The sequence below is a fragment of the Zoogloea sp. 1C4 genome, from assembly GCF_009469605.1.
Lineage (GTDB): Bacteria > Pseudomonadota > Gammaproteobacteria > Burkholderiales > Rhodocyclaceae > Zoogloea > Zoogloea oryzae.
Window position 1 is genome coordinate 1 of record NZ_SSXU01000004.1, and the last position, 21031, is coordinate 21031.

Here is a 21031-nt window from a genome sequence, read left to right on the forward strand (position 1 = left end):
GCTTCGCACCATCGGCCAGGCGCGGGCGAACTTTGCGCTGACGATGATGGCGGCCTGCTACAACCTGAAGCGGCTGGTTTACTTCCAGAAGGCCGGAATCAGGGCCTTCTGACGCCCGAAATGGGCCGAATCGCCGCTGCCCGAGGCGATTCGAGACAAAAACGGGACGGCACCGCCGAAGAAGGCGGTGATTTGCCGCAGGAATTGAACCAGATTCGGTCGCGATCATCGTTGCGCGGTGGGAGTGACTGAAAACCTCGGGTTATTCGAGGTGCCCTTACATGTCGCAAAGGCGAATGGCGCACGATGAATGCCAGACGCGCTTCTCCGCGATCTCCGGCAGCGCCGGGCAAGGGTTGATTCCACGCGCATCGAGGCGCTGCAACTTGTCCGCAGGGGGCGGTGGGCGATCGTCTGCTCTGAAGGGCGCTTTTTTATACTTTTTATACATCGGCGGTGCTACAAGGTGGGCCCTGCCAGCCCCCCAAAGATCGATCTCCATGCCGCCTCCAGATACTTCGATCCATTGGGTTGATATCGACGGATGTCTTCACGAAGTGTCAGTCATCGTGATCTCGGGACCGACGTGGTTCGCATATGGGCAGATCGGGAAGATATCGATCGGCGTAACGGGTGCGTCGATTGATCAGGCGCTCAATACCTGGAAAAAAAATGCCACCGAACGGCGCTTCGCTCGCTAGGGCGCTGCGTACTTCCGCCCAGGCTTTTCTCGATCGCCGTCCACCGCCCGGGCTCGGCCCCACGCTTCAACTCGGCGAGGAAGTTGGCGGCGGGCCAGAGAGCCTAGCCCTGGCCGTCACCAATGCCCGGCAGCACGCTTAGGCGAGCGACAACCCGCTCATCGATCACGACGTTCAATCTAGGCAGTGGGTCCAGCTTTAGCTGGGCGATTCTTCGCGTGTATTCACGCGCCGGTTTTCGCCCGCGGCTTCAGGACGCGCGCGATTTGCCGGCCTTTCCCGGCACTTCAGGGCGTGTCGGGGAGGATGCCGAGGGCTTTCAGCGAGGCCCTGGTAAGCGCCGGGCGCAGGGCCAGATCGGCCTGCTGGCGGATGTCGATGTTGGTGGCGAAGACCCAGGTGTCGTCCGGGGTTTCCACGTAGCCCACGTACCAGCCGATCTGCGGTGTGGCGCGGGCGGCCCAGCCGGTCTTGGCGTAGAGGGCGTAGGCCGGAGTGCGCTCGGCGAGCATCACGGCCTTGAGGGTGGCGTAGTTTTCGGCATCGAAGGGCAGTTGCCGGCGGACCACCTGCTTGAGAAACGCCACCTGCTCCTGCGCGCTGATCTGCAGCGCCCCATCCAGCCAGAAGGTGGTGGTGTCGAAAGGTTCGGTGAGCTCACCATAGCCGGCCTTGCGGATGTAGCGGCGGTAGGCTTCGCCGCCGACCCGCTCGGCCATCTGCTGGTAGCACCACACGCAGGAGACGCGGAAGGCGCTGGCCAGGGTCTGGTCGCGGTTCCAGTCGGGGATGTCATGCTGCCGGCCGTCCCACTTGAGCACGCTGTCGGCGGTGATGGCCTTTTCCTGCAGGGCGATCAGGGTATTGAAGACCTTGAAGGTGGACGCGGAGGCAAAGCGCCGCGCCGCCCGGGTGTCGTCGTGAATGAACGTGCGGCCGTCGCGCAGGGCGCTCACCACCAGCGTCCCCTCGACCTGCTGGCCGGCAAACACCGCGGCGATGCGGGCGTCCTCGGCAGACGCAAGCTGGGCGAAGGCGAAAAGGGCGACGAAGACGAGGCGTTTCACGGGCGGGACGCAGGGCGTGGCGGGTCCGTCATCTTACCGGCGCGACGGCCGCCATCGCCCATGAAAACGCCGCCCTCAGGCGGCGTGGGGTGGAACGACGATCGGGCTGGCGGTCAATTGGTGTCGCGGCCGCCGATCGGGCCAAGCTGCTGGTTCACATCGGACCACTGGGTCCAGCCGTAATAGGTGCCCTGATAGTAGCCGCCGCCTTGATAGGCATCGGAGTCCTTCATCATGTCGGTCCTGACCGGGCCTTGCGAGCCACCCGCGGCGGTGGGCTCCATGCTGTCGTAGGGATCGCTCCCCATGCTGCGGTGCAGGCTCATGTCGTAGGAAAACGCCTGCAGGCTGTCGTAAAGATCGGCTGCGCCGGCGGGCGCGACGGCCAGAACGCTTCCCATCAGGAAACCGGCACCGATTTTCGCCAAGAGACTCTTTTTCATGTTGTCCTCCTTTGGGTTTTCCTCCCTGAAAAAGAGTGGTGGAACAGCGCCCGGATGGACCCGGGAGCCACCCCCGATTGCAGGCGGGCACCTGAATGCCCGCCTGCCATGACCACCAGATTGACCCGCCCAGGAGGCAGGTCCGGATCGGCTTCTGTCACCTTTTCATCATAGTCGACGGATTTACTCAACAAAGGAGAATCGCCACACCGGGGCGATCACTTGGCGGCGGTGCGCAGCGGGCCGCTGCCCCGCTCGGGCGGCAACACGTCATCCAGCGCCAGCAGGGCCAGCACGCCGGCCACCAGCGAGCGGTGGGCCAGCGGGGTATTGGCATACCAGCGGGAGAGATAGCTGCGCAGGCTGCTGCGGGCGTCGTCGGGGTCGAGGTTCATGTAGCCGAGGGCCTGCCAGTTTTCCGGGTTGCGCTCGAAGAGGGGCAGCAGCAGATTGGCCAGCACCTCGTTCTTCTCGCGCAGATAGGGGTTGTGGCGCAGCTCGTCCTCGTGGGCCTGCAGCCAGGCAGCCAGCGGCGCGTCGGGCGGCAGGCGGCGGTGGCCTTCGGAGACCAGCAGGTCGAAGAAGCGCCGCAGCCGGTCGGCCTCGCCCGCCCATTCTGGCCCGGGTGGCTCCGATTCCCAGCGCTGGGCGAGATGACGCAGGGTGAACAGGGAGGCCGTCTCGCAGAGGGTTTCCTCGAACCACTGGTTATCCCGCCGGGGCGGGCTGCCTGCCGGGTGGGCGTCGTGGTTGGACATCACGTGACACAGCTCGTGGGCGAACTCGTAGGCGTAGAGGTGCCAGTTCTCGTCGCGGGCGTGCAGGCGGATGCGGAACTCGCCGCCAGGCCCGCGGCCGTACAGCGCCATCGGCGGGCCATCGGTGTGGGTGACGACGATGGGCGCGGTGAGCCCGCTCGGCAGGCGGGGCAGAAGCTCATCGGCCACGGCGTTCAGCACCGTCTCGATGGATTCCTTGCGCCCGCGCCCCCAGCCGCCGCCCTGCACCTGAATGCTCAGGCCGAGCTTGCGGCCTTGGGATTTCTTGACCGGCACCTCGCCGCCGTCGGCCCAGGCCAGGGAGCACATCACCGAGGCCAGGATGAAGGGCACGCGCATGCCCCGCCGCAGCCAGTCGGCCGTGACGGCATCACGGAAGAACGAGCGTCTGCGCTTCCTGTTCATGTCACCCGCGATCCGGCGACGGAGCCGGCCGGATGCCCGCCCCTCGTTCCATCATAGATCGCCCCGAAAGAATGCCAAGACGACCGGCAATCCGCCCTCCGAGTGCCAATTAGCACACAAAGTCTCACCCACCGTGGGCGTTATCATCGGATGTGATCCGTTCTCGTCACACTTTTTCACCTCCGGATCGGCCCCTAGATGATGATCTCTGCCCTTCGCCGCTCCCTTCTCACGCTGGCGCTCTGCCTTCCCTGCCTGTCCACGGCCCTCGCCGTCGATGCCCCGCCGACGGCTGCCGAGGCACGCATCGAGGCCGCGGCCCTGGCCGCCCAGGCCGCCGTGCAGATGGGCCCGCGGGAGATCGAGCTGGGCGACCAGGGCGTGCTCAAGCTGCCCGAAGGCTTCGGCTTCATCCCGAAGGCCGAGGCCCAGGCGCTGATGGAAGCCCAGGGCAACAAGAACGGCGGAAAGGGTTTCCACGGGCTGGTGGTGAGCCCCGATCTGGCCGGCTTCGTGGCGGTGGAGTTCACCCCCGCCGGCTACGTGAAGGACGAGGAAGCCCGCGACTGGAACGCCGACGAGCTCCTCAAGAACCTCAAGGACGGCACCGAAGCCGCCAATGCCGAGCGTCGCAGTCGCGGCCTGCCAGAATTCAACGTGGTCGGCTGGGTCGAGGTGCCGAGCTACGACCCCGCCACCCACCGGCTGGTGTGGTCGGTGGCCGCCCGCGCCAAGGATCCCCAGGGCCGCGGCGACGGGGTCAACTACAACACCTACGTGCTGGGCCGCGAGGGCTACTTCTCGATGAACCTCGTCACCAGCATGGATCGGGTCGAACTGGAAAAGCCCGCTACCCGCGAACTGCTGGCCGCCCTGACCTTCAACGAGGGCAAGCGCTACGCCGACTTCAACGCCGCCACCGACCGCATGGCCGAATATGGCCTGGCCGCGCTGGTGGGCGGGATGGCCGCCAAGAAGCTCGGGCTGTTCGCCAGCCTCGGGCTGTTCGTCGCCAAGTTCTGGAAGGTCGGCCTGCTGGCGATGGTCGGTCTGGGCGCCGGCGCCAGCCGTGTGCTGGGCCGAAAGAAGGACACCACGCCCTGATGTGAGCGCTTTCGCCGCCAGTCGAGAACTTGCCCACAAGCGGCATGTCCAGGAGAATCCACTGGCAAACTAATTCGGCATCTCGGATGGACGGCCCTGCGCGGGCCGTTTTTCATGGATGCACCCGGTCATGAAACTCCTCCTGCTTCTCCTCGGCGGCGCCAAGTTCGGCAAGCTGCTCACCACCGCCGGCACCATGCTGCTGTCCATCGGCGCCTACGCCCTGATCTGGGGCTGGCGTTACGCCGCCGGTTTTGTCGCGCTGATCTTCTGCCACGAGATGGGCCACTACCTGGCCGCGCGCCGGCGTGGCCTCAACGTGGGCGCGCCCACCTTCATCCCCTTCCTCGGCGCGTGGATCGAGCTGAAGGAGCAGCCCATGAACGCCGAGACCGAAGCCTACGTGGCGATGGCCGGCCCCGTGGCGGGCACCGCAGCCTCGTTGCTGTGCTATTTCGTGGCCCGCTCGGAAGGCAGCGACCTGCTGCTGGCGCTGGCCTATTCCGGCTTCTTCCTCAACCTGTTCAACCTGATCCCGGTGCCGCCGCTGGATGGCGGGCGGATGACCGGCGTGGTGTCGCCGAAGTTCTGGCTCGTCGGCGCGCCGGTGCTGATCGGGATCTTCCTGTGGCGCCCCAGCCCGATGCTGGTGATCGTCGCCCTGCTGGCCGCCCCCCACATGTGGCGCGCCTTCCGCGGCGAGGCCGCGCCTGCCCCCGGCTACTACGACACTCCGCCGGCCAAGCGCATCGAATACGCCGTGCTCTACCTGGGCCTGACCGCCTGGCTGGCCGTGATGACCCACGACGTGCACGAGATGCTGTCCGCCGTGCGCGGCTGATCTCCCCTCCGGTCCATCGACATGGACTAAGCCGCGCCCCGATCCTATGCTGAACGGAAGACACCCCGTCTTCCGAGGATCGCGCCATGCAAGCCCGCCGCCGGACATCCCCCGGCCTCATCGCCATCGCCCTCGCCTGCGGCGCCGCCCTGCTGGCGTGCGGCTGCACCACCGTCGTCATCCACAGCGACGGCGCGGTGAAGACCGAATCCCGCTTCGGCATCCTCCACCTGAACCTCGCCCCCGAACGCACCACCGCCGTTGCGGTGACGAGCGTGGGCGTTGTCGCCCTGCCGGGCAGCGTGAGCGTCGGCTATACGCGCTGGCAGGGCGTCGGACTGACAAGCGCGGACGGCAACCGCTGTCTGCTGGTTACCTTTGACTCACCTCAACAGACCGGAGCGGAAAAATGAACGCGAGAACCCCGCACTGCCACCTTGCCCTCTTCGCCGCGACGCTCGGCCTCGCCGGCTGCGTGACTGTCCCGATGGCGCCACTGGTGTATGGCTCGAAGACCGTCGGCGGACTGGACATCTCGACCAACACGAGCAGCGCAAACCCGGGCGTCAGCCTGTCGATCGGCTACAAACGGGACGACCTGGCGCTGGTGCCCGTTGCCGTGATGCAGAAGAAGGGACAGGCCGCCAACAGCAATGGCAAAGGCGGCGAAAAGCTGCGGATCGTCAGCGGCAACAACCTGGACAACGACGACGATGACGACGCCCCGCCGGCCACCGATCAAGCCCAGCCTGCGCTACCCGCCGGCACAGCCAAGAAGGGGAAGAACGCACCCAGGAACCCCGGCGGCAAGCAGGACGCGATGTCGGTCTTCGGCAGTTTCGAGGGGCGCGGATTCGGCACCGCCAGCCCCGTTGGCGCCCAGGCGCTCGCTGCCAATTATTTCTCGACCGGCGTTGCCGCCCAGACTCTGGCCGAAGGTGTCGGCAATGCGCTCGCCGCCGATCAGCTGCGCAAGTGTTTCGAAACGGTCAAGGACATTGCCAGTGGCCTGGTCGAGGCCGAACGGCCGGCCTACCTGAAGAAAGGCATCGACGCCTGCAGTGCCGCGGGGCAGGTGCCCATCGCCGCGGCCAAGTAGCCGGCTCCGCACATCCCGGCGCCCAAACGACAAACGGCGCCGAAGCGCCGTCTGTCGTGTCTCCCCCTCCCGGAAGCGGAGAGGGCGTGGCGGCTTACATGCTCCGCCGGTACTGACCACCCACGTCGTACAGCGCGGTGGTGATCTGGCCCAGGGAGCAGTACTTCACCGCATCCACCAGCACCGCGAAGACGTTGCCGTTTTCGATGACGGTCTCTTTGAGCTTCGCGAGCCACTTGGGCGCTTCCTCGGCGTTGCGGGCCTGGAAGTCGGCCAGGCGCTGGAGCTGGCTCTGCTTTTCGTCTTCACTGGAGCGGGCCAGTTCGATTTCCTGCTGGGCCATGCCCTTCGGGTTGAGGAAGGTATTGACGCCGATGATCGGGTAGGAGCCGTCGTGCTTCTTGTGCTCGTAATAGAGCGACTCTTCCTGGATCTTGCCGCGCTGGAAGCCGGTTTCCATTGCGCCCAGCACGCCGCCGCGGGAGCTGATGGCTTCGAACTCCTTGAGCACCGCTTCTTCGACGAGGTCGGTGAGTTCCTCGATGATGAAGGCGCCCTGGTTGGGGTTCTCGTTGTTGGCGAGGCCCCATTCGCGGTTGATGATCAGCTGGATCGCCATCGCCCGGCGCACCGATTCCTCGGTCGGGGTGGTGATCGCCTCGTCGTAGGCGTTGGTGTGCAGCGAGTTGCAGTTGTCGTAGATGGCGATCAGCGCCTGCAGCGTGGTGCGGATGTCGTTGAAGTCCATCTCCTGGGCGTGCAGCGAGCGGCCGGAAGTTTGAATGTGGTACTTCAGCTTCTGGCTGCGCTCGTTGGCGCCGTACTTGTTCTTCATCGCCACGGCCCAGATGCGGCGGGCGACGCGGCCGATCACCGAGTATTCCGGGTCCATGCCGTTGCTGAAGAAGAAGCTCAGGTTGGGCGCGAAGTCGTCGATGTGCATGCCGCGGGCGAGGTAGCTCTCGACATACGTGAAGCCGTTGGACAGCGTGAAGGCCAGCTGGCTGATCGGGTTCGCGCCGGCTTCGGCGATGTGGTAGCCGGAGATCGACACCGAGTAGAAGTTCTGCACCTTGTTATGGACGAAGAACTCCTGGATGTCGCCCATCATCTTGAGGGCGAATTCGGTCGAGAAGATGCAGGTGTTCTGGCCCTGGTCTTCCTTCAGGATGTCGGCCTGCACGGTGCCGCGCACGGTGGCGAGCACCCATTCGCGGATCTTCTGGTATTCGTCGTCGGTGGCGTCGCGGCCGTTCTGGGCCTTGAACTTGGCGAGCTGCTGCTCCAGCGCGGTGTTGAAGAACATCGCCAGGATGATGGGCGCCGGGCCGTTGATGGTCATCGACACGGAGGTGGTCGGGTTGACCAGGTCGAAGCCGTCGTACAGCACCTTCATGTCGTCCAGCGTGGCGATGGACACGCCGGAGTTGCCGATCTTGCCGTAGATGTCCGGACGCGGGTCCGGGTCGCAGCCGTAGAGCGTCACCGAGTCGAAGGCGGTGGAGAGGCGATGCGCGGGCATGCCCTCGGACACCTTCTTGAAGCGGCGGTTGGTGCGGAAGGCATCGCCTTCGCCGGCGAACATCCGGGTCGGGTCTTCACCTTCACGCTTGAAGGCGAACACGCCGGCGGTGAAGGGGAAGGAGCCGGGGACGTTTTCCTTCATCAGGAAGCGCAGGGTCTCGCCGTCGTCCTCGAAGCGCGGCAGGGCGACCTTGCGGATCTTGCTGCCCGAGAGGGATTCGGTGGTGAGGATGGTGCGGATTTCCTTGTCGCGGATCTTCACCACGTACTCGTCGGCCGAATACAGCTCGACGGTCTTCGGCCACATGTCGAGGAGCTTGCGGCTGGTGGCGGTGAGCTCGCCGTCCTTCCACTCGATGAGTTCGGCAAAGCTGCCGGCGTCCTTCTTGCAGCCTTCGAAGAGCTGCTTGGAGATACGCAGGGCCTGACGTTCGCGGGCGACGCGGGCCTGTTCGGACGTGTGCTTGTGGTAGCCACGCACGGTATCGGCGATCTCGGCGAGGTAACGGGTGCGCTCGGCCGGGACGATGGCACGGCCGCGGCTGGAGGCCTTCACCGCCACGATGGGCAGCTTGGCGCCGTGCAGCTTGAGGCCCTTGGCGGCGAGCGCCGGGGCCAGCGCCTGGTACAGGGCGGTCACGCCGTCGTCGTTGAAGCGGGCGGCCATGGTGCCGAACACCGGCATCTCGTCGGTGTTCTGGTTGAACAGCTCGCGGTTGCGCTGGTACTGCTTGCGTACGTCGCGCAGGGCGTCTTCCGCGCCCTTGCGGTCGAACTTGTTGATGGCCACGAAATCGGCGAAGTCGAGCATGTCGATCTTCTCGAGCTGGCTGGCAGCGCCGAATTCGGGGGTCATCACGTACAGCGACACATCGACGAAGGGGACGATGGCGGCATCGCCCTGGCCAATGCCGGAGGTTTCGACGATCACGAGATCGAAACCGGCCAGCTTGGTGGCGGCGATGACTTCGGGGAGGGAGACGGAGACTTCCTTGCCGGTGTCGCGGGTGGCCAGCGAACGCATGAAGATGTTCGGATGCTCGATGGCATTCATGCGGATGCGGTCGCCCAGCAGCGCCCCGCCGGTGCGCTTGCGCGACGGGTCGATGGAGATGATCGCAAGCTTGAGCTGGTCGTTCTGGTCGAGGCGGAAGCGGCGCACCAGCTCGTCGGTGAGGCTGGACTTGCCGGCGCCACCGGTGCCGGTGATGCCCAGCGCCGGGGTCTTGAGGCTCTTGGCGGCCTCGATGACCGCGGTCTTCACGGCGTCCGGGTAGGCGCCATTTTCAAGGCCGGTGATGATCTTGGCGAGCACGCGACGATCGCCCGACTTGAGGGCTTCCACCACGGCATCGGCACCCTGCGGGCCGGCGTGGGAGAGGTCCTGGTCGCACTTCTCGACGAGGTCGTTGATCATGCCCTGCAGGCCCAGCACCGCGCCGTCTTCGGGCGAGTAGATGCGGGTGACGCCGTAGTCATGGAGTTCCTTGATCTCGGCCGGGACGATCACGCCGCCGCCGCCGCCGAAGACCTTGATGTTCTCGCCACCGTTCTCGCGCAGCAGGTCGATCATGTACTTGAAGAACTCGACGTGGCCGCCCTGGTACGAGGTGATGGCGATGCCCTGCACGTCCTCCTGGAGCGCCGCGTTGACGATCTCGCCCACCGCGCGGTTGTGGCCGAGGTGGATCACCTCGGAGCCGGTGGACTGGAGAATCCGCCGCATGATGTTGATGGACGCATCATGCCCATCGAAAAGTGCTGCGGCAGTGACGAAACGCACCTTGTTCTTGGGCTTATAGGCGACGAGTTTCTTGGCAACGCTCAGGTCGGTCATGCTGTCTCCCCCAACTCATGTTTATCAGTCCTTGAATGGTAGAAGGCCGCCCACGCCTTTGCCATTGCCGTTGTCGACGGGATTCGTGCAAAATCCGCCAAACGGCAGGCAGCATCGCCAGCCCTGACTCCACCGGATCGGAGAACCCCCTTTGGCAAGCTCCGCAGCCCGCAAACGCACAAGCGTATCAATGGGTTTCGTCACCGGAATGCTTTCCGGAATGCTGCGTCGCAATATCGACCCAGCCCCCCACCTGGCCGGACTCGACATCGATCTTGCAGACGCGGCCAGTCGGGTGCCGGTCGACCGCTACGCAACCCTCTACAACCGGATCATCGCCGCCCTCGATGACGAAGGCTTCGGGCTGTTTTCCGGCAGCATGCGGCCGGGCAGTTTCGAGTTCCTGTGCCGCGGCATGCTCGGCGCCCCGACCCTCGCCGACGCCCTCGACCGCGCCCGGCGTTTCCTGTCCATCGTGCTGCCCGATCTGGCGGTGAGCATCGAACGCCGCGACACCCGGGCCGAGCTGCACATCGTCGAATCCGCGCCCCTCACCGCCCACCCGGACGACCCGGCGCGGGTGTTCGCCTTCGAGTGGCTGCTGCGCCTCCTCCACAGCCTGTCGTGCTGGCTGGCCGGGCGCGGGCTGGCGCTGGATTCGGTGGATTTCCCGTTCAGCCGCCCGGACCACGCCGACGACTACGTGCTGGTCTATACCGAACGCTCCAGCTTCGTCGGCGGGCAGCGCCTCACCGCCCACTTCAACGCCACCCTGCTGGACCTGCCGATCCGCCGCGATGAGGCCGCCCTCGCCAGCTTCCTCGAAGGCGCGCCGGGCCGCATCAGCATGCTCTACCGGCGCGACCGGGCCACCGTGCTGCGCGTGCGTGACCTGATCCGCGACGCCCTGCCGGCGAGCCTGTCGCAGGACGACGTGGCGAGCCGCCTGCACATGTCGCCGCGCACCCTGCACCGCCGCCTCGAAGAAGAAGGGGCAAGCTTCCGCGGCATCAAGGAAGCCCTGCGCCGGGACATCGCCCTGGCCCGCCTCACCAAGACCCGCCAGCCCATCGCCCAGGTGGCCGCCGACCTGGGCTACGCCGACACCTCGGCCTTCTACCGCGCCTTCACCGGCTGGACTGGCATGTCGCCCGAACGCTACCGACGGCAACTCGCCGGCCAAAGCCACGAAAAACGCGGCGACCCGTCCTAGAATTGCGTCATCCGTCCGTCCGCCACATCATGCCTCCTCCCCCACCTCTGACCGACGCCCTCGTCCGCGAAGCGGAGTCGCTGCTGCTCGGCCTGCTGCGCAACGACCTCATCGGCGTCTACGTCATCCAGGATCACGTGCTCCGCTACGCCAACCGGCGCTTTGCCGAGATGTTCGGCTATACCCCGGACGACATCAGCAACCAACCGGCGCTCGAGCAGTTCGTCGCGCCCCACGACCGGGAGCGGGTGCTCGCCAACGTGGCCCGGCGCATCCGCGGCGAAGCCAGCACGGCCCACTACACCTTCCGCGGCAAGCACCGCGACGGCCGCACCCTGGAGATGGAGGTCTTCGGCAACCGCACCCAGCTCGAAGGCCGCCCGGCGATCATCGGCCTGATGCTCGACATCACCGCCCGCAAGGCCGCCGAACAGACCACCGTCGAGCAGCTGCACTTCATCGGCCAGCTGCTCGAGGCCATCCCCAGCCCCGTGTTCTTCAAGGACGATCAGGCCCGCTACCTGGGCTGCAACAAGGCCTTCGAGACCTACATCGGCCGCCAGCGGGGCGAGCTCATCGGACGCTCCGTGTTCGACATCTCCCCGCCCGAGCTGGCCGCCCGCTACCACGAGGCCGACCAGCAGCTCTTCGACCACCCCGGCGTGCAGACCTACGAAGCCTCCGTCGAATCCACCGACGGCATGCGCAAGGAAGTCATCTTCAACAAGGCCACCTGGCTGCGCTCCGACGGCAGCGTGGGCGGCCTCGTCGGCGTCATCACCGACATCACCGACCGCAAGCAGACCGAAGCCCTGATCTGGATGCAGGCCAACTACGACCCGCTCACCGGCCTGCCCAACCGGCGCCTCCTCAACGACCGCCTCGCCGAGCAGATCAAGCGCGCCCAGCGCGACCAGGGCAGCCTGGCCGTGCTCTTCATCGACCTGGACCGCTTCAAGGAAGTGAACGACGCCCTCGGCCACGAAGCGGGCGACCAGCTGCTGATGGAAGCCGCCCGCCGCGTGGTGGGCTGCGTGCGCGGCACCGACACCGTGGCCCGCCAGGGCGGCGACGAATTCACCGTGCTGCTGCCCGGCCTGTCCGAGCGGGCGCCCATCGAGCGCATCGCCGAAGACATCATCCTGGCCCTCACCGAGCCCTTCCAGCTGGGTAACGAGCAGGCCTACGTCTCCGCCAGCATCGGCATCACCCTCTTCCCCCAGGACGCCGACAACCCCGTCGCGATCCTCAAGCAGGCCGACCAGGCCATGTACCACGCCAAGGAAGAAGGGCGTAACCGCTTCTCGTACTTCTCGCCCGCCATGCAGGAGCGCGCCATGCTGCGCGTGCAGCTGGGCAAGGACCTTCGCGCCGCCCTCGCCGAGCGCCAGCTCAGCCTGCAGTTCCAGCCCATCCCCAGCCTGTGCAGCGGCAGCATCCACAAGGCCGAAGCCCTGCTGCGCTGGACCCACCCCCAGCGCGGCCCGGTGCCCCCGGCCGAGTTCATTCCGGTGGCCGAAGAGCTCGGCCTCATCGACGCCATCGGCGCCTGGGTGTTCCGTCAGGCGGTGGCCACCGTCGCCCGCTGGCGCGACATGCAGCCCGCGGGCGCGACCGACGAGGTGCAGATCACCGTCAACGCCTCGCCCCGCCAGTTCGCCACCGGCACCTCGCTCGAAGTGCTGCTCGACGAGCTCGACCGTCGCAAACTGCCCGGCAGCTGCATCGCGCTGGAGATCACCGAAGGCCTGCTGCTCGACGAGCGCCCCACCGTCACCGCCCAGCTCGCCCGCCTCTCCGCGGCCGGCATCCAGATTTCCCTCGACGACTTCGGCACCGGTTACTCGGCGATGGCCTACCTCAAGCGGATGGACATCCACACCCTCAAGATCGACCGCTCCTTCATCCGCGACCTCACCACCGACCCGAGCGACCTCGCCATCACCGAGGCCATCATCGCCATGGCCCACAAGCTCGGGCTGGAGGTGGTGGCCGAAGGCGTCGAGACCGAAGCCCAGCGCGACTGCCTCATCGCCGCCCACTGCGACTACGGTCAGGGCTACCTGTTCGCCCGCCCGATGCCCGAGGACGCCTTCCTCGAACTCATCGCCTGCCAGCCCGCATGATCGCCCGCATCGCCACGCCGTTCATCAAGCCCAGCTCCCCCGAAGAGCTGCGCCGCTACGACCTGCTCCTCGCCGGCTTCGACCTGCTCGACCAGGCCATCGCGGTATTCGACGCCACGCCCAAGCTCGTCACCTGGAACAAGGCCCTGCTGCGCCTGCTGGATTTCCCCGAGGATCTGGTGCGCGTCGGCACGCCCTTCGAGGAGTTCCTGCGCTTCAACTTCCAGCGGGGCGAATACGGCAGCGGCGACGTGGAGCGCCTGATCGCCGAGCGGATGGCATCGGTGCGCGCCTTCCAGCCCCACAGCGCCGAGCGCACCCGCCCCAACGGCCAGGTGCTGGCGATCCGCGGCGTCCCAATCCCCAATCTGGGTTTCGTGTCGCTGTGGACCGACATCACCGAACAGCGCCGCTACGAGCGCCTGATCGAGAGCCAGAACGCCGAGCTCGAAACCCGCGTCCGCGCCCGCACCGCCGAGCTCGAAGCCGCCACCGCCCGCCTCGACGCACTGGCCGGGCAGCTGTCCCGCAGCGAAGAGCGCCTGCGCCTCATCATGGACGCCATCCCCGCCCTCATCGCCTACGTGGACGCCGGCGAGCGCTACCGCTTCGCCAACCGCGGCTACACCGAATGGTTCGGCTTCGACCGGGACGCCATCGTCGGGCGCAGCATCGAGGAAGTCTTCGGCGCCGAGGCCTACGCCCAGATCAAGCCCTACCTCGACCAGGCCGCCACCGGCGAGCAGGTCAGCTACGAATACTCCCGCACCAACGCCGCCGGCAAGCAGGTGTACGCCCGCAGCGCGGTGGTGCCCGAAGCCTCGGTGGCTGGCGGCGTGCAGGGCTACTTCGTGCTCTCCATCGACATCACCGAACAGAAGGCCAGCCAGGCCGCGCTGATCCAGGCCCAGAAGATGGAAGCCGTCGGCCAGCTCACCGGCGGTCTTGCCCATGATTTCAACAACCTGCTCACCATCATCACCGGCAACCTCGCCACCCTGCAGGACAAGCTCCCCGCCCACCAGGGCTACGAGGACTACCTCGCCCCGGCGCTCTCCGCCGCCCGCCGCGGCACCGAACTGATCCGCCGCCTGCTCACCTTCTCCCGCCAGCAGCCGCTGGAGCCCAGCCCGGTGGAAGTCGGCGCCCTGGTGCACGGCATGACCCAGCTCCTGTCGCGCTCCCTCACCGAGCGCATCGCGATCCACCTGGAGCTCCCCACCGAGAAGCTCTACGCGCTGGTGGACCCGCACCAGCTCGAAAACGCCCTGCTCAACCTCGCCATCAACGCCCGCGACGCCATGCCCGAAGGCGGCGAGCTGCGCATCGCCGTGGCCCGCCGCCATGTGTCGGCCAGCCTCGCCCTGCTGGTCGAGGTGCCCGCCGGCGAATACGTGCAGTTCGATGTCTCCGACACCGGCACCGGCATCCCGCCCGAGCTCCTGCCCCGGCTCTTCGAGCCCTTCTTCACCACCAAGGCCTTCGGCACCGGCAGCGGGCTCGGGCTGGCGATGGTGTATGGCTTCATCCGCCAGTCCGGCGGCAACATCCGCATCCTCAGCACCCCGGGCAAGGGCACCAACGTGCGCTTCATCGTGCCGATGACCGCAGCCCCCGCCGCCAGGCCCGTCGCGCCGCCGCCCGAGACCATCGACCTCGCCGCCGAAAGCCGCCTGGTGCTGCTGGTCGAGGACGAGCCCGAGGTGCGCAAGGTGATCCGCCAGCAACTCACCGAGCTCGGCTTTCCGGTGATCGAGGCCGCCAACGGCTTCGAGGCCCGGGCCATGCTGGAGGCCGTCGAGGACATCGCCCTCCTCGTCTCCGACACCGTGATGCCCGCCATGGGCGGCCGCGAATTGGCCGCCGCCGCCCGCAGCCTTCGGCCTACACTGCCCATACTGCTGATCACCGGCTACGCCACCGGCGACGCACCGCCGGGCACGCCCGACATCCCGACCCTGCGCAAACCCTTCGACCGGGCCGCCCTCGCCGCCGCCATCCGCGGCGCCGTGGCGCCCTTCGCCCCCTCGGAGCCCACCGCCCCATGACCACACCCGACAAGGACACGCCGCTCATCTTCGTCGTCGAGGATGAAGCCGACATCGCCCGGCTGATCGCCGGCACCCTCGCCGAATACGGCTTCCGCAGCGAAACCTTCGGCACCGGCCGGGCCCTGCTCTCCCGCGCCCGCCGGGAGCAGCCCGAACTCGCCATCCTCGACCTGGGCCTGCCCGACATGGACGGCCTGCAGGTGCTGCGCGAACTGCAGGAGAACCACCCCTGCGCGGCGCTCATCCTCACCGGCCGCGACGGCCTCACCGACCGGGTGCTGGGCCTCGAGCTCGGCGCAGACGACTACCTCGTCAAGCCCTTCGAGCCCCGCGAGCTGGTCGCCCGGGTGCGCTCCATCCTGCGCCGCTACCAGAAGGCCCCCGCCAGCGAACCCGCCGGCCACAGCGCCGTGCGCTTCGCCGGCTGGCATTTCGACATCGGCCGCCTCAGCCTCACCCACGAAGACGGCCGCGAGGTGAGCCTCTCCGCCGCCGAGGCCGCGCTGCTCCAGACGCTCCTCAAGCGCCCCAACAAGATCCTCACCCGCGAGCAGCTCATCGGCGAACGCGAGCTCGACCCCTTTGACCGCAGCATCGACGTGCGCATCTCCCGCCTGCGCCGCAAGCTCGAGGACGACCCGCAGGACCCGAAGATCATCAAGACGGTTTATGGCGCCGGCTACCTGCTGTGCGCCAGCGTCGAGTGGCTGGGCTGATCGGCCAACAAAAAACCCGCCCCGCCTGAGGGCGGAAGCGGGTTCGGGATCGACGCGAAAACAGCCTCAGTCGAAGGGCTTGGGCCGCGGCGTGGCATCGGCCGACGGCGGCAGGATCGGCATCGCAAACTGCGGCTGCTTGCCGGTCAGCGTCTTCAGGAAGGCCACGATGCGGGCGTTCTCCTCGGCGCTGAACTTGCGGCCCAGCTGCACCCGACCCATGGTGTCCACCGCTTCCGGCAGCGTGTTGGCCGCGCCGTCATGGAAGTACGGGTAGGTGAGCTCCACGTTGCGCAGGGTCGGCACCTTGAAGTTGAAGCGGTCGGCGTCCTGGCCGGTCACCGCCACGCGGCCCTCGGCCGGGCTGCTGGCCTTGTACGGCTCCACCACGCCCATCTTCTGGTACGAATTGCCGCCCACCGCCGGGCCGTTGTGGCAGGCCACGCAGCCGCTGTCCTTGAACAGCTTGTAGCCGGCCAGTTCGTCGGCGGTCAGCGCCTTCTTGTCGCCCTTCAGCCACTTGTCGAAGCGCGAATCCGGCGTCACCAGGGTTTCCTCGAAGGTGGCGATGGCCTGGGTCACGCGGTCGATGGTCACCTCGTCGCTGCCAAAAGCCTTCTTGAAGGCGCCGCGATAGCCGGGGATGGTCTTCAGGGTGCTCACCGCCAGGTCATGGCTGTAGGCCATCTCGCCCGGGTTGGCGATCGGGCCGCCAGCCTGGGCCTTCAGGTCAGCCGCACGGCCATCCCAGAACTGGGCCAGGTTGAAGCGCGAGTTGAGCACCGTGGGCGCGTTGATCGGGCCCTTCTGCCAGCCGTGGCCGATGGACGACTTGAGGTTGTCGCTGCCACCCATCGACAGGTTGTGGCACGAGTTGCACGAGATGAAGCCGGACTTCGACAGACGCGGATCGAAGAACAGCATCTTGCCCAGCTCGGCCGTGGCCGGGCTGGCGACGCGGGCGGGGGCGATCGGCTGGATGGGCTCGCCGCCGGCGGCAGCATTGGCTGCCGACAGCGGGGCAAGCAGGCAGGCAAGCAGCGCAAGGCCGGGCTTGAATTCGAATTTCATGGGACGCTCCAGTGGGTGATGACGGCGCCCGACATGCCCGCCGAAAGCTGCACGACAGGCTGGGCCGGACAGCCTTTGATTATCCCGCGCAAAACTTAAGCAATGCTTAAGCGATACCCGAATGTCGTCACCACCCGAAAACAAAGGCAAACCGGCCACCCATCGAAACACCCCGGGCGGCGCGACCCCGCCATCGGCACCGCGCCCCTTCCTCGCCCCGCCCCCCGCTCGTACAATTTCCGGTTCTGACTAAATAAACGAGGGAGAACAACCATGACCAGACCTTTCAAGATTCTCGGCGTCCAGCAGATCGCCATCGGCGGCCCGTCCAAGGATCGCCTGCGCACCCTGTGGGTGGACATGTTCGGTCTCGAGATCACCGGCAACTTCAAGTCGGAGCGCGAGAACGTGGACGAGGACATCACCGCCATGGGCAAGGGCCCGTTCAAGGTCGAGGTCGACCTGATGCAACCCCTCGACCCCGAGAAGAAGCCCGCCGTGCACACCACCCCGCTCAACCACGTGGGCCTGTGGGTGGACGACCTGCCGAAGGCCGTCGAGTGGCTGAGCGCCAACGGCGTGCGCTTTGCGCCGGGTGGCATCCGCAAGGGCGCGGCCGGTTTCGACATCACCTTCCTGCACCCCAAGGGCAACGAGGAGTTCCCCATCGGCGGTGAAGGCGTGCTGATCGAGCTGGTCCAGGCGCCGCCGGAAGTGGTGGACGCCTTCGCCAAACTCGCGGGCTGATTCACCCGCCGGGACAGATCATCGTCCCGGCATGCCCAAGGCGCGGGAAAACGAATACCATTCGCATTCCTGCGCCATTCAACCAGATTGATGCCATGAATCACTCCAGCCAGGCTCTGGCTGCACGCCTCGTTCGCCTGCTGCTGCTCTGTCTGGCCATTGCCGGATATCTCGCCTCATCGGTGGCCAGCGCCGCCCGCAACGAAACCGACTGGGACGGCGATCCGGTGACGCGTTTCCGGGCCAGCCCCAGTCAGGCCGAGCTCATGTGGCTGGACGCCCACCCCGAACTGCGGGTCGGCAACGGGCCCGACCACCAACCCTTCTATTCATGGCGCGACAAGCGCTACACCGGCCCCAGCGCCGACTACCTCGAGCTCCTCAGCCGGCGCACCGGGCTGCGCTTCACGTTCACCCGTTACGACGACTTCCCCAGCGCGCTGCAGGCCCTGGAGCACGGCAAGGTGGATATCATCCCCACCCTCACCCCCACCGAATCGCGTCGGCGCAAGTTCCTGTTCACCGGCGGCTACCTGCACTCCCCGCCCATCATCGTCACCCGCAGCGGCAACGGTGCGGTCGCCCTGCCGGGCAACCTGGAAGGCATCCGGATCGCCATCGAAAAGGGGCATGCATCCCTCGACGTCCTGACGCGCAGCCGCCCCAAGGCCATCTTCGTCGAAACCGCCACCTCCGCCGACGCCCTGCGCGCCGTCTCCAATGGCGACGCCGACGCCTACGTGGGCATGCTGGCGGTCGCCCATTTCTACATCGAGCAGCTCGGGCTGGCCAACCTGCAGGTGCGCCAGCGCTTCGACGCCGACCTCTCGGCGCTGGCCGTCGCGGTGAGCAACACCCAGCCGACGCTGATGGGCATCCTGCAAAAGGCAATGCGTTTCATCAGCGAGGAAGAGGGCAAGGCGCTGGTGCGCCGCTACCTGCCCCCGGGCGACGGCATTCCCGGCGTGTCCTTCCAGCTCACCGCGGCCGAACAGGCCTGGCTGCTCGGCCACGGGCCGGTACGGATGGGCTACGACCAGGCCTTCTATCCCCTCAGCTACACCAACCGCCACCATCAGGCCGAGGGCTACTCCATCGAGCTGTTCCGGCTGCTGCGCGACAAGGCCGGACTCACCGTCAACGAGACCGCCGGCCCGTGGTCATCGGTGCTCAAGAAGGCTTTCGGCGGCGACATGGACGTGCTGGTGGCCGTCGCCAACACCCCCGAACGCCGCGAGCACCTGCACTTCATCGGCCCCTATCTGTCGTCCCCCACCGCCATCGTCACCCGCAGCAACTTCCAGCAGGTGTGGGATCTGGCCAGCTTCACCGGGCGCAAGCTGGCCCTGCTGAAAGATCACTTCCTGATCAACCGCATCCGCAGCGCCTACCCCAGCATCCAGCTGATCGAGGTGACCACCCAGGAGGAAGCCCTCAGCCTGGTGGCCGCCGGCTCGGCCGACGTGGCCATCGGCAACCTCCACGCGGTCAATCGGCTCATCCAGTCGCGCTTTCTCGGCACCCTCTACATCGCCGGCCACGTGCCCGACGGCGACAGCGAGCTCTACTTCGGCGTCACCAAAGACGCCCCCGAGCTCGCCGCCATCCTGCGCCGGGCGCTCGAATCGGTCACGCCCACCGACATCGCCACCGCCAAGAACCGCTGGCTTGACACGGTGTACAACCCCGGCCAGCCGAGCACGCCGATCACCACCATCCAGCCGCTGCACCTGTGGCTCGGCCTCGCCCTTGCGGCCGGCTGCCTCCTCCTGGGGTTCGGGCTGACCCGCGAGCGCCTCGCCCGCCGCGAGACCGACGCGCGCCTGACTGCGCTCACCCGCGCCCTCGCCCCCCTCAACCAGAACCTCGGCCGCGATGCCGCCGCCCTGCAGCGGGCGCTGATGGACGACGACCCCGCCCTCGCCATCGACCTCGCCGGGCTCATCCAGACCACCCAGCACGGGCTCGAAGCCGCCCTTCGCGACGCCGTAAACGGCAAACCGCCGGCAGACACCTGAGGCATCCGCCGGCGGCCTGGCTCACGCGCCGCTACAGCGAACGCGCCTGGAAGGTGTTGCAGGCGTTCAGCTGGCCCGATTCCATCCCGCGCCGGAACCACCGCACCCGCTGCTCCGCCGAGCCGTGGGTGAAGCTGTCGGGCACCGCATAGCCCTGAGCCTGCTTCTGCAGGCTGTCATCGCCGATCGCCGTGGCGGCGCGCAGCGCCTCGTCCACATCGCCCGCCTCGAGGATGCCCCGGGCCGCGTCGGCGTTCTTCGCCCACACCCCGGCCAGGCAGTCGGCCTGCAGCTCGAGCCGCACCGACAGCGCATTGGCTTCCCGCTCGCTGGCGCGCTCCCGCGCCGCCTGCACCTTCTCCGAAATCCCCAGCAGGTTCTGCACGTGGTGGCCCACCTCATGGGCAATCACATAAGCCTGGGCGAAGTCGCCCGGCGCCTTGAAGCGGGTCTTCAGCTCCTGGTAGAAGGCCAGGTCGATGTACACCTTGCGGTCGGCCGGGCAATAGAACGGCCCCATCGCCGCCTGCCCCACGCCGCAGGCGGTGCGGGTGGCGCCGGTGAACAGCACCAGCGTCGGCTCGACGTATTCCTTGCCGCCGGCGCGGAAAAGCTGGGTCCAGGTGTCTTCGGTCTCGGCCAGCACGTGGCGGATGAACACCGTCTCCGCATCATTGGCCGGCGGCCCCGCGGGGCGCGACGCGCTGGGCGCCGGCGCCTGCACCGCCTGGTTCAGCACGACGCTCGGATCGACCCCGAAATACATTGCCACCAGCGCCAGCACGATCGTGCCCAGGCCGATCCCCCGCCCGCCGATGGGCATTCCACCGCCACCTCCGCCGCGCCGGTCCTCGACGTTGCTGCTCTCCCGGCTGTTGTCGAAACGCATCGATGTTCCTTTTTGGATGAGGGGTCAACAATAATCGGGGCGCCGCCCCGGCGCGAGGAAGCCCGCCACCCGCGCCCTTTTCGACACACAAAGTAACGCATCTGACGACTGGCTGCTGCGCAGCAGCGCCGCCTCGGGCCGGTTGATTTTTTTGCGTCGCAACATTTTCCTTGTGTCGCCTTGACATTATCGCTATAGTGCTCGGTCCGGTGCAAAGCGGTTCGCACCGAGTCACATCGTCCCTGACCTTCTATATCTCCCGTATTCGACGAGAGGTTGTCCTGATCGGTTAGTGCCGATATGCCAGTCAGGCAGCCTTATTGTTGCGCGCACATCCTGCGCCGCGACGCGTTGCCGTTTTTTCTTCGCGGGCACCGCATCCGCAGTACAAAGATAAAGG

The 21031-nt window shown here is 67.0% G+C and carries 16 protein-coding genes and 1 pseudogene; 11 read left to right on the forward strand and 6 right to left on the reverse strand.

Annotation, left to right across the window (positions count from 1 at the left end; all coding sequences use genetic code 11):
• Positions 1 to 112, forward strand: a pseudogene (locus tag GH681_RS05930) (IS5/IS1182 family transposase); the annotation flags it as partial.
• An 876-nt stretch (positions 113 to 988) separates the two neighbouring features.
• Here the strand turns inward: GH681_RS05930 and blaOXA are convergent.
• The 3 genes from blaOXA to GH681_RS05945 form a co-directional block, all read right to left on the reverse strand.
• On the reverse strand, positions 989 to 1768 hold the full coding sequence (gene blaOXA, locus GH681_RS05935; protein WP_153160519.1) for a class D beta-lactamase: 780 nt from the start codon (positions 1766 to 1768) through the stop codon (positions 989 to 991).
• A 113-nt stretch (positions 1769 to 1881) separates the two neighbouring features.
• Positions 1882 to 2211 (reverse strand): hypothetical protein, encoded by a 330-nt coding sequence (locus GH681_RS05940; protein ID WP_153160520.1) that lies wholly within the window; start codon positions 2209 to 2211, stop codon positions 1882 to 1884.
• A gap of 218 nt (positions 2212 to 2429) precedes the next feature.
• Positions 2430 to 3395 (reverse strand): hypothetical protein, encoded by a 966-nt coding sequence (locus tag GH681_RS05945; protein WP_153160521.1) that lies wholly within the window; start codon positions 3393 to 3395, stop codon positions 2430 to 2432.
• Between the two features lie 198 nt (positions 3396 to 3593).
• Between GH681_RS05945 and GH681_RS05950 the strand changes: the two genes are divergently transcribed.
• The 4 genes from GH681_RS05950 (at position 3594) to GH681_RS05965 (ending at position 6439) form a co-directional block, all read left to right on the forward strand.
• A complete protein-coding gene (locus GH681_RS05950; protein ID WP_153160522.1) occupies positions 3594 to 4499 on the forward strand; it encodes a DUF2167 domain-containing protein in 906 nt (301 codons plus the stop codon).
• 130 nt (positions 4500 to 4629) lie between these two features.
• A complete protein-coding gene (locus GH681_RS05955; protein ID WP_228111797.1) occupies positions 4630 to 5340 on the forward strand; it encodes a site-2 protease family protein in 711 nt (236 codons plus the stop codon).
• 86 nt (positions 5341 to 5426) lie between these two features.
• On the forward strand, positions 5427 to 5753 hold the full coding sequence (locus GH681_RS05960) for a hypothetical protein (RefSeq protein WP_153160524.1): 327 nt from the start codon (positions 5427 to 5429) through the stop codon (positions 5751 to 5753).
• Positions 5750 to 6439: a hypothetical protein gene (locus tag GH681_RS05965; protein WP_153160525.1), complete on the forward strand. Its 690-nt coding sequence runs from the start codon at positions 5750 to 5752 to the stop codon at positions 6437 to 6439. Before GH681_RS05960 ends, GH681_RS05965 begins: the two co-directional genes overlap by 4 nt.
• A 94-nt stretch (positions 6440 to 6533) precedes the next feature.
• Here GH681_RS05965 and icmF read toward each other — a convergent pair whose 3' ends face one another.
• Entirely contained in the window at positions 6534 to 9800 is a 3267-nt protein-coding gene (gene icmF / locus GH681_RS05970) for a fused isobutyryl-CoA mutase/GTPase IcmF (RefSeq protein WP_153160526.1), read from the reverse strand.
• A 220-nt stretch (positions 9801 to 10020) separates the two neighbouring features.
• On the opposite strand from icmF, the gene GH681_RS05975 reads away from it, so the two are divergent.
• The 4 genes from GH681_RS05975 to GH681_RS05990 are packed head-to-tail and all read left to right on the forward strand — an operon-like array spanning position 10021 to position 15906.
• Positions 10021 to 11013, forward strand: coding sequence for an AraC family transcriptional regulator (locus tag GH681_RS05975; protein WP_228111798.1), 993 nt, complete (start codon positions 10021 to 10023; stop codon positions 11011 to 11013).
• A 29-nt stretch (positions 11014 to 11042) separates the two neighbouring features.
• Positions 11043 to 13139: a bifunctional diguanylate cyclase/phosphodiesterase gene (locus GH681_RS05980; protein ID WP_153160528.1), complete on the forward strand. Its 2097-nt coding sequence runs from the start codon at positions 11043 to 11045 to the stop codon at positions 13137 to 13139.
• Complete coding sequence (locus tag GH681_RS05985; RefSeq protein WP_153160529.1) at positions 13136 to 15187, forward strand: PAS-domain containing protein; 2052 nt, start codon at positions 13136 to 13138, stop codon at positions 15185 to 15187. Before GH681_RS05980 ends, GH681_RS05985 begins: the two co-directional genes overlap by 4 nt.
• Positions 15184 to 15906 (forward strand): response regulator transcription factor, encoded by a 723-nt coding sequence (locus tag GH681_RS05990; RefSeq protein WP_153160530.1) that lies wholly within the window; start codon positions 15184 to 15186, stop codon positions 15904 to 15906. The genes GH681_RS05985 and GH681_RS05990 overlap by 4 nt, the downstream gene beginning before the upstream one ends.
• 66 nt (positions 15907 to 15972) lie before the next feature.
• On the opposite strand, the gene GH681_RS05995 is transcribed toward GH681_RS05990, so the two are convergent.
• Positions 15973 to 16977, reverse strand: coding sequence for a cytochrome-c peroxidase (locus GH681_RS05995; protein ID WP_153160531.1), 1005 nt, complete (start codon positions 16975 to 16977; stop codon positions 15973 to 15975).
• A 273-nt stretch (positions 16978 to 17250) separates the two neighbouring features.
• On the opposite strand from GH681_RS05995, the gene GH681_RS06000 reads away from it, so the two are divergent.
• Together GH681_RS06000 and GH681_RS06005 are read left to right on the forward strand one after the other, a co-directional pair.
• Complete coding sequence (locus tag GH681_RS06000) at positions 17251 to 17724, forward strand: VOC family protein (protein WP_153160532.1); 474 nt, start codon at positions 17251 to 17253, stop codon at positions 17722 to 17724.
• A gap of 95 nt (positions 17725 to 17819) precedes the next feature.
• Positions 17820 to 19742 (forward strand): transporter substrate-binding domain-containing protein, encoded by a 1923-nt coding sequence (locus GH681_RS06005; protein ID WP_153160533.1) that lies wholly within the window; start codon positions 17820 to 17822, stop codon positions 19740 to 19742.
• Positions 19743 to 19773: 31 nt separating this feature from the next.
• On the opposite strand, the gene GH681_RS06010 is transcribed toward GH681_RS06005, so the two are convergent.
• Positions 19774 to 20631 carry a neutral zinc metallopeptidase gene (locus GH681_RS06010; RefSeq protein ID WP_153160534.1) on the reverse strand — a complete coding sequence of 286 codons (858 nt, stop codon included), beginning with the start codon at positions 20629 to 20631 and terminating at the stop codon, positions 19774 to 19776.
• Between the last annotated feature and the right edge of the window lie 400 nt (positions 20632 to 21031).

Bases quoted from the DNA above. Each gene is read 5' to 3' on its own strand.
- GH681_RS05940 (WP_153160520.1), bottom strand. From the start codon at position 2,211: ATGAAAAAGAGTCTCTTGGCGAAAATCGGTGCCGGTTTCCTGATGGGA.
- GH681_RS05945 (WP_153160521.1), bottom strand. From the start codon at position 3,395: ATGAACAGGAAGCGCAGACGCTCGTTCTTCCGTGATGCCGTCACGGCC.
- GH681_RS05950 (WP_153160522.1), top strand. From the start codon at position 3,594: ATGATGATCTCTGCCCTTCGCCGCTCCCTTCTCACGCTGGCGCTCTGC.
- GH681_RS05955 (WP_228111797.1), top strand. From the start codon at position 4,630: ATGAAACTCCTCCTGCTTCTCCTCGGCGGCGCCAAGTTCGGCAAGCTG.
- GH681_RS05960 (WP_153160524.1), top strand. From the start codon at position 5,427: ATGCAAGCCCGCCGCCGGACATCCCCCGGCCTCATCGCCATCGCCCTC.
- GH681_RS05965 (WP_153160525.1), top strand. From the start codon at position 5,750: ATGAACGCGAGAACCCCGCACTGCCACCTTGCCCTCTTCGCCGCGACG.
- icmF (WP_153160526.1), bottom strand. From the start codon at position 9,800: ATGACCGACCTGAGCGTTGCCAAGAAACTCGTCGCCTATAAGCCCAAG.
- GH681_RS05975 (WP_228111798.1), top strand. From the start codon at position 10,021: ATGCTGCGTCGCAATATCGACCCAGCCCCCCACCTGGCCGGACTCGAC.
- GH681_RS05980 (WP_153160528.1), top strand. From the start codon at position 11,043: ATGCCTCCTCCCCCACCTCTGACCGACGCCCTCGTCCGCGAAGCGGAG.
- GH681_RS05985 (WP_153160529.1), top strand. From the start codon at position 13,136: ATGATCGCCCGCATCGCCACGCCGTTCATCAAGCCCAGCTCCCCCGAA.
- GH681_RS05990 (WP_153160530.1), top strand. From the start codon at position 15,184: ATGACCACACCCGACAAGGACACGCCGCTCATCTTCGTCGTCGAGGAT.
- GH681_RS05995 (WP_153160531.1), bottom strand. From the start codon at position 16,977: ATGAAATTCGAATTCAAGCCCGGCCTTGCGCTGCTTGCCTGCCTGCTT.
- GH681_RS06000 (WP_153160532.1), top strand. From the start codon at position 17,251: ATGACCAGACCTTTCAAGATTCTCGGCGTCCAGCAGATCGCCATCGGC.
- GH681_RS06005 (WP_153160533.1), top strand. From the start codon at position 17,820: ATGAATCACTCCAGCCAGGCTCTGGCTGCACGCCTCGTTCGCCTGCTG.
- GH681_RS06010 (WP_153160534.1), bottom strand. From the start codon at position 20,631: ATGCGTTTCGACAACAGCCGGGAGAGCAGCAACGTCGAGGACCGGCGC.